Source organism: Deltaproteobacteria bacterium (genome assembly GCA_016874775.1).
Classification (GTDB): Bacteria; Desulfobacterota; Binatia; order Bin18; family Bin18; genus VGTJ01.
The window spans coordinates 22,119-28,194 of record VGTJ01000071.1 but is presented as its reverse complement, the minus strand read 5'-3'; the positions used below and the strand labels follow the sequence as shown (position 1 = coordinate 28,194).

Here is a 6,076-nt window from a genome sequence, read left to right as displayed (position 1 = left end):
AAGGCCTACAGGTCTCCGACGATGAGTTTCAAGCGCTCAATATCAAACCCGGTAAGTTTCATGGCGATTGGAACTATACGCTTCTTCCTCGCTCTTAATCGGTAACTTAATTCTTGCCCATGCCTAAGTCCTCCCGCGATCGGCGTCGTCGCCGAGACCAACACCGTCGCCAGCCCGTTCGCAGTCACCCGAACGATCCGATTCCGTGGCCAGTCCGTAATATAGAGACTGCCATCTGGACCAGTGGCGAGGCCTTGGGGACCATCGAAGCCAACGGTCGTCGCCGGGACGCCAGTGGTGCCAATGACGAAGTTGCTCCCACCCCCAGCGGCTGTGGTGAGTCCCTGAGCAAGATTGCCGCTGCTGGTCTCATCGCTGCTCCGTTGGCTACCGTCACCCTTGTACAGCGTCCGCTCAATCGGATCATACGCGTGCTGGATATCGAGACTCCAGCCTCCCATACCTGCCTCCCGCGCATCCCAGCGCCCAATCGTTCCACTCCAGGTACGCCCCGCAATGATCTCCGCTTCCGATCGACTACTCCCATTCGACACCGGAACTCCAGAGAGTTGGCCAAAGGCTTGTACTAGACTGCCCGCCCGTTGGTACACCACCGGATAGACGAACTCGATGGTCACTTCGATCGGTTTGGCCCCTTGTACGAGCCGCCCATACGCATCAAGGCCGTTCCAGGTAAACGGGAGCAACAAATTGGGCTGTGGTGGAAAGCTTTGCGTCACCCGCTGGCCGGCCACCGTGACTGTCGTACGGATTTCCCGCGTCGAGGCAGGAACCGTCGCACCACTGATGGGAATGGAGATCGTGTACATGCCAGCACGACCACGGGTGCGATCGCTCTGATAGTGCAAGCGTGTGGGAACGCCAACGAGATCGAGGGTACGGCCCAGGCTCTGATTCTGATAGGCAATGCCTGTACCATCACCAGTACTCGCGTCATCGAGAAACGCAGCTCCATCATTGCCGAGCGAGGCATCATTAAGGTCACGGCCATTGGGGGCCACTGCGTCGGCGGGTGGACCACCAGGCCAGTTCGCATCCCAGGTCGTGAAATACGTCAAGGCCAAACGCCATAAACTCCGTCCACTGCCATACCGCTGCGCGAGTTGTTGCTGCTCGGCAGGCGTGATGCCTAAGACCGTGAGCGTGGCAGCATCATCCGCCACGTTATCGCCGTTACTGTCGATCTGGGCTATGCCACCATTGATACTCAGCACGGTGATCACGCGCCCGTTCGGGCTCGGAATCCACGCTGCCTGGCGCTGATCATACGCACCCAACGGGATGTTCTCGCCCGCTGGAAAGCTGAGAAAGTTATCCACATAGACCGGGACTGATTGGTTCAAGCGCACTTCATATGCTCCTGCTGCCAATGCCTCATCGGCGGTGATCCCTACCGCATAGGTATAGGCGCTTGTCGGTGGTAATGGTCCGGGCATGGTCTGTGGGCCATTGGTGTTCACCGTATACTCGGTGAGCCGTAGATTGAGTGACGTCAGTGGTTGCGTCGTCCCATTGGGCATGACCATGGTTGCGGTCGTCCCTTGGGGAATCATCACCACGGCCTGACGGGTCCCTGAACTATCGGTAACAGAAGATCCTGCCGCCACTTGTATCGGTGTACTGCTGGTGAGATCAATGGTCGTCACCTGTGGGTCAGGCTGAATCAGCACCACGTCCGGCAAGAAGGCATAATCTTGCCACGGGGCGTCAATTTGCCGCTGGGCGGGCAAGTAGCCTGGCTTACTGTAGTTCACGGTCAAGAGGCCACCGCCGTTGACGGCCATGTCAAACAGACCGTCAGCGCGTGAGAGGGTTTGGCCCAACTCTGGATGATTGAGCACGGTAATCGTCACGCCAGAGAGTGGTGTGTTGTCCTTCTTGAGCACTTTGCCGCGAATCACCGCCGCCCGCTTGGCTTCAATGGTGCCCGGTGCTACGCCCGTTTGAATTGGATTTGGACCGGTGTACAGAAACGCCGTACTGTCGGCCACCGTGGTCGCGACCGTGCGATCGACCGGCGGGGCGACGGTCGCGGGATCAGGGGGCAAGGGCGGTTCGACGGTGAGCGTCGCCGGTTGACTGGCGTTCCCTGCACTGTCAGTGACAATAAGGCGAATCCCATCGCCATTCTGCACCGCAAGCTGCGCAGTGAAACTGCCCGTCGCACTCGCGGTGGCTGTGACACTTTGATTGGTCCGTAGGTTGGTCAGGGTCACGGTCGCACCACCTTCGACACTGTTGGCACTCCCAGTGATCGTCACCTGGCCGTTGGTGATCGGACTCACGGTAATATTGCCAAGATTGGCTGGGGGTGGAGGGGTCGTGTCAGGTTGGGTGACGGTAATGATCACCGTGTCAGGATCACTATCAAGCTGCCCGTCATTGACGATCAGTTGCACGACATAGATGCCGGGCAAATCGGGCACAAAGGTGGGATTGACGCTGCTGTCATTGGATAACGCCGCGATACTGTTCTCCGGCTTGGCGGTCAACGACCAGAAATAGGTCAACGCATTACCATCGACATCACTCGAGCCAGCGCCGTTGAGTTGGACCGTTTGGCCCACGAGTTTCTCTTGGTCAGTGCCAGCGTCAGCGACGGGTTTGGAGTTGAGAGTAGTGATCGTGACCGTGACCGGCTCACTGTTGACCGTCCCATCATTGACGATCAATTGCGCGGTGTACGCCCCTGCCTTGTCCAAGACGAAGCTTGCTGAGGCGCTGGTGGCATTCTGTAACGTCGCCGTACTGGTGGCCGGTTTGCTGGTCAGACTCCACTGATAGGTCAGCGGGTCGCCATCGACATCGGATGAGCCATTGCCATTGAGCGTGATAGTCGCGCCGACCACACCATGTTGGTCGGGACCAGGGTGGGCAATCGGCTTGGAATTGACCGTACTGATCGTCACTGTGGCTGGGTCACTATTGATCGTGCCATCGTTGACGATTAACTGTGCGGTGTAGTTGCCAGGCTTGTCGATGACAAAGGTGGGTTGCACGGCACTGGGGTCACTGAGTGTGGCGGTACTGCCTGTGGGTTTGCTGGTGAGACTCCACAGAAAGGTCAGCGTATCTCCGTCGACATCACTGGAGGCGGTGCCGTTGAGAGTGACGATCGTTCCTACCTGATGACTCTGATCTCCTCCAGCCTGGGCCACCGGTTTACTGTTGAGCGTGGTAATGGTCACCGTCACCGGATCACTGTCGACGGTGCCGTCATTGACGATGAGCTGCACGACATAAGTGCCGGGTTTGTCGAGCGTGAACTGTGGATTCACCGTGGTCGGATGCTGCAAGGTCGCCGTGCTGGTCGCTGGTCTGCTGGTCAGGCTCCACTGGTAGGTGAGCGGATCGCCATCGACATCGAACGAGCTACTGCCATCGAGATGGATGACCGTCCCGACCGTGCCACTTTGATCGGCGCCCGCATGCGCCACCGGCTTGGAGTTCAGAGTGCTGATCGTCACCGTATCAACGGGGCTGCTGGCAATGCCGTCGTTGACGATCAACTGCACCACATAGTTCCCCGCCCGGTCGATGAGCAGACTTGGTGTCGGAGTCGTGGCATTCGTCAGACTAGCGGTGCTGTCAGCAGGTTTGCTCACCAGGCTCCACCTGTAGGTCAGGGAGTTACCATCAACATCACTCGACCCCGTGCCATCAAGGGTGACGGTCTCGTTGACATGCGTACTCTGATCGGCCCCGGCATGGGCCACGGGCGGACTATTGAGTGTGCTGATCGTCACCGTATCGGCCGCACTGTTCACGGTCCCGTCGTTGACGATGAGTTGCACGACGTAATCACCAAACACATCAATCGCGAAACTGGGGGTGACACTGGTTGGATCTGTGAGTGTCGCGCTACTCGTTGCCGGTTTGCTTACGAGTGTCCACTGATAGGTCAAGGCATTGCCGTCGCTGTCCGATGAGCCACTGCCATCAAGCGTGATGGTGGTGCCGACTTGGCCGCCGGTGTCATTCCCTGCATCGGCGATCGGTGCACTGTTACTGGTGGAGATGGTCACAGTGTCGGTGCTGCTTAGGAGTCCATCACTGACCGTGAGTTGGGCGATATAGTCCCCCGCTACGTCAATCGTGAACGTCGGGGCGGGAGAAGTCGGATCGGTGAGGGTAGCTGTACTGCTTGTAGGTTTGCTCACTAGCGTCCAGGCAAAGGTGAGCAGCTGGCCATCGGGATCACTGGACTGAGTCCCATCCAACTGCACCGTGGTGCCGACCGTGTGGGTTTGATCAGGACCGGCGTTGCTCACGGGCGGATGATTGACGGGTTGGCAGACGTCGACATCGTTAATCTGGCCATCGCAGTCTTCGTCGGTTTGATTCCCACAAATCTCAGCTTGTTTGACTCTAAAAGCGATTGAGCCCGCGTGGTTACCGGGATTCACCGCCCAGACGATGTTCACACCGGGTGTGGCCGTGGCAGGGACGATAAATGTGGCGCGATTGCCGGTGGCGCTGACGACCTGGGCGGGGATGCCGCCGGTGATGACTCCGTGCCCCGTCTCTTGCCCACCGACAAAGATCCGGACGTTGTGGGCACCAAAGCCATTGCCGGTGATCACTACAGCATCACCGGGATTGGCGCAGGACGGAGCAATGGTAAAGATCCGGGCGGCACTACCATGCGCTTCGGCATCGTGTTGTCCAATCCATTGGGTCAAAGTCGTTACTACCGGCCTCAGCCACGCCAGAGATACCGGCACTGGGAACTGCCAGCGATAGGAACGGCTGAGTTCTTGGAGCGGCCACCCCTGGACCGTCAAGAGAACGACGAGGGTTTGCACGAACCGGCGTCCGGTGGTGGTTTGTAACCAGCGATGAAAAGAATGCCCGGCGTAGATGGAGGTGCGCGACATGATTATGTTTTCTTCCCTGTAGAAGTTAGTAATTTTTCAGTTATTGATCAGGTCGCTTGAAGAAACTACCAGAACAATACCTGAAAGCGAAAGACTTACACTAACAGATTGAAACTTTGCAGAGATAACTGTTCATGGATAGAGGCTAACGCTTCGATTTTCGCTTCAGAACTGTTCATCATGCATTTTTTTCCACAAAGTGCGGCGGAAGGTCCTAATTGCTCCAACAGATTGGGACCTGAAAACACCGCGCGCGACAATAATTATCGATCTCGCGCTTGACGATTCACTGCAGACAAAGAGCCCGTCCCTCCCCATTTGACTCCTGTCCGATGCCCTCCTAAGTTTGCTTGGCAAGGTCTGGTTCGAGAACGTTATTTGTGAGGGATGGAGACATGGCCACTGTCGATCTCGTGGAAAAGGATCTGGAAAAACAAATCATCGCCACGCAAAAGCGCTTCCAAAAGGCCATGCAAGCACGCCTGGCCTATATGAATGTGCCATCGAAGGAGCGCTATTTCGCCGTTCTGTCGTTACTGGTCACAAAATTAGAAGACGTTGAAAAACCGCTTCGTGATGTCTTGCAAGACGTGCTGATTGAGTCGGCTCCGTACATTGCTGATGAATTAAAAACCTAAACGTGTTGCGTGCTACGTGATATGTAAGCAGGCTGCATAGGACGTAACAACTAGTGATGTGACTACAGATGACGTTTTATGTAGAGAGCTATGAAAGGGGAAACGCAATACGCACCACGCAACACGTTTCTCCGCTTCCCCACTATGTTGCGCGTGAACTTTTTGCTATCCAGAGGGCACTATTGCCGAAGAGGAGGACGACTATGGCCGGAAATATTAACCAAGTGTCAGACGCGACGTTTGACAGCGAAGTACTCCAATCGTCAGTCCCCGTGCTGATCGATTTTTGGGCACCGTGGTGTGGCCCCTGCCGCGCAATCGCTCCGATTGTCGACGAGCTGGCGGGCGAGTATGCCGGAAAACTCAAAGTCGTAAAGATGAACGTTGATGATAATCCGCGGACTCCGGCCCAGTACGGCGTACGTGGGATTCCCAATCTCATTTTGTTCAAAGACGGCCAGGTCCAGCAACAGATCGTCGGCGCAGTGCCGAAAGCTCAACTGGTGAAAGCTATTACCAGCGTCGTGGTGTAGGCTGCCA

The 6,076-nt window shown here is 56.7% G+C and carries 3 protein-coding genes; 2 read left to right on the top strand and 1 reads right to left on the bottom strand.

What is annotated here, in order from left to right; genetic code table 11:
- Window positions 1-5: 5 nt before the first annotated feature.
- Window positions 6-4,898: a hypothetical protein gene (locus tag FJ147_13550; protein ID MBM4256908.1), complete on the bottom strand. Its 4,893-nt coding sequence runs from the start codon at window positions 4,896-4,898 to the stop codon at window positions 6-8.
- A gap of 395 nt (window positions 4,899-5,293) precedes the next feature.
- Between FJ147_13550 and FJ147_13545 the strand changes: the two genes are divergently transcribed.
- Together FJ147_13545 and trxA are read left to right on the top strand one after the other, a co-directional pair.
- The gene (locus tag FJ147_13545; protein MBM4256907.1) at window positions 5,294-5,536 is read left to right on the top strand and encodes a hypothetical protein; all 243 of its coding nucleotides are present in this window, start codon (window positions 5,294-5,296) and stop codon (window positions 5,534-5,536) included.
- 203 nt (window positions 5,537-5,739) lie between these two features.
- Window positions 5,740-6,069, top strand: a complete 330-nt coding sequence (gene trxA, locus FJ147_13540) for a thioredoxin (GenBank protein ID MBM4256906.1) — start codon at window positions 5,740-5,742, stop codon at window positions 6,067-6,069.
- Window positions 6,070-6,076 lie beyond the last annotated feature (7 nt).

Bases quoted from the DNA above. Each gene is read 5' to 3' on its own strand.
- FJ147_13550 (MBM4256908.1), bottom strand. From the start codon at position 4,898: ATGTCGCGCACCTCCATCTACGCCGGGCATTCTTTTCATCGCTGGTTA.
- FJ147_13545 (MBM4256907.1), top strand. From the start codon at position 5,294: ATGGCCACTGTCGATCTCGTGGAAAAGGATCTGGAAAAACAAATCATC.
- trxA (MBM4256906.1), top strand. From the start codon at position 5,740: ATGGCCGGAAATATTAACCAAGTGTCAGACGCGACGTTTGACAGCGAA.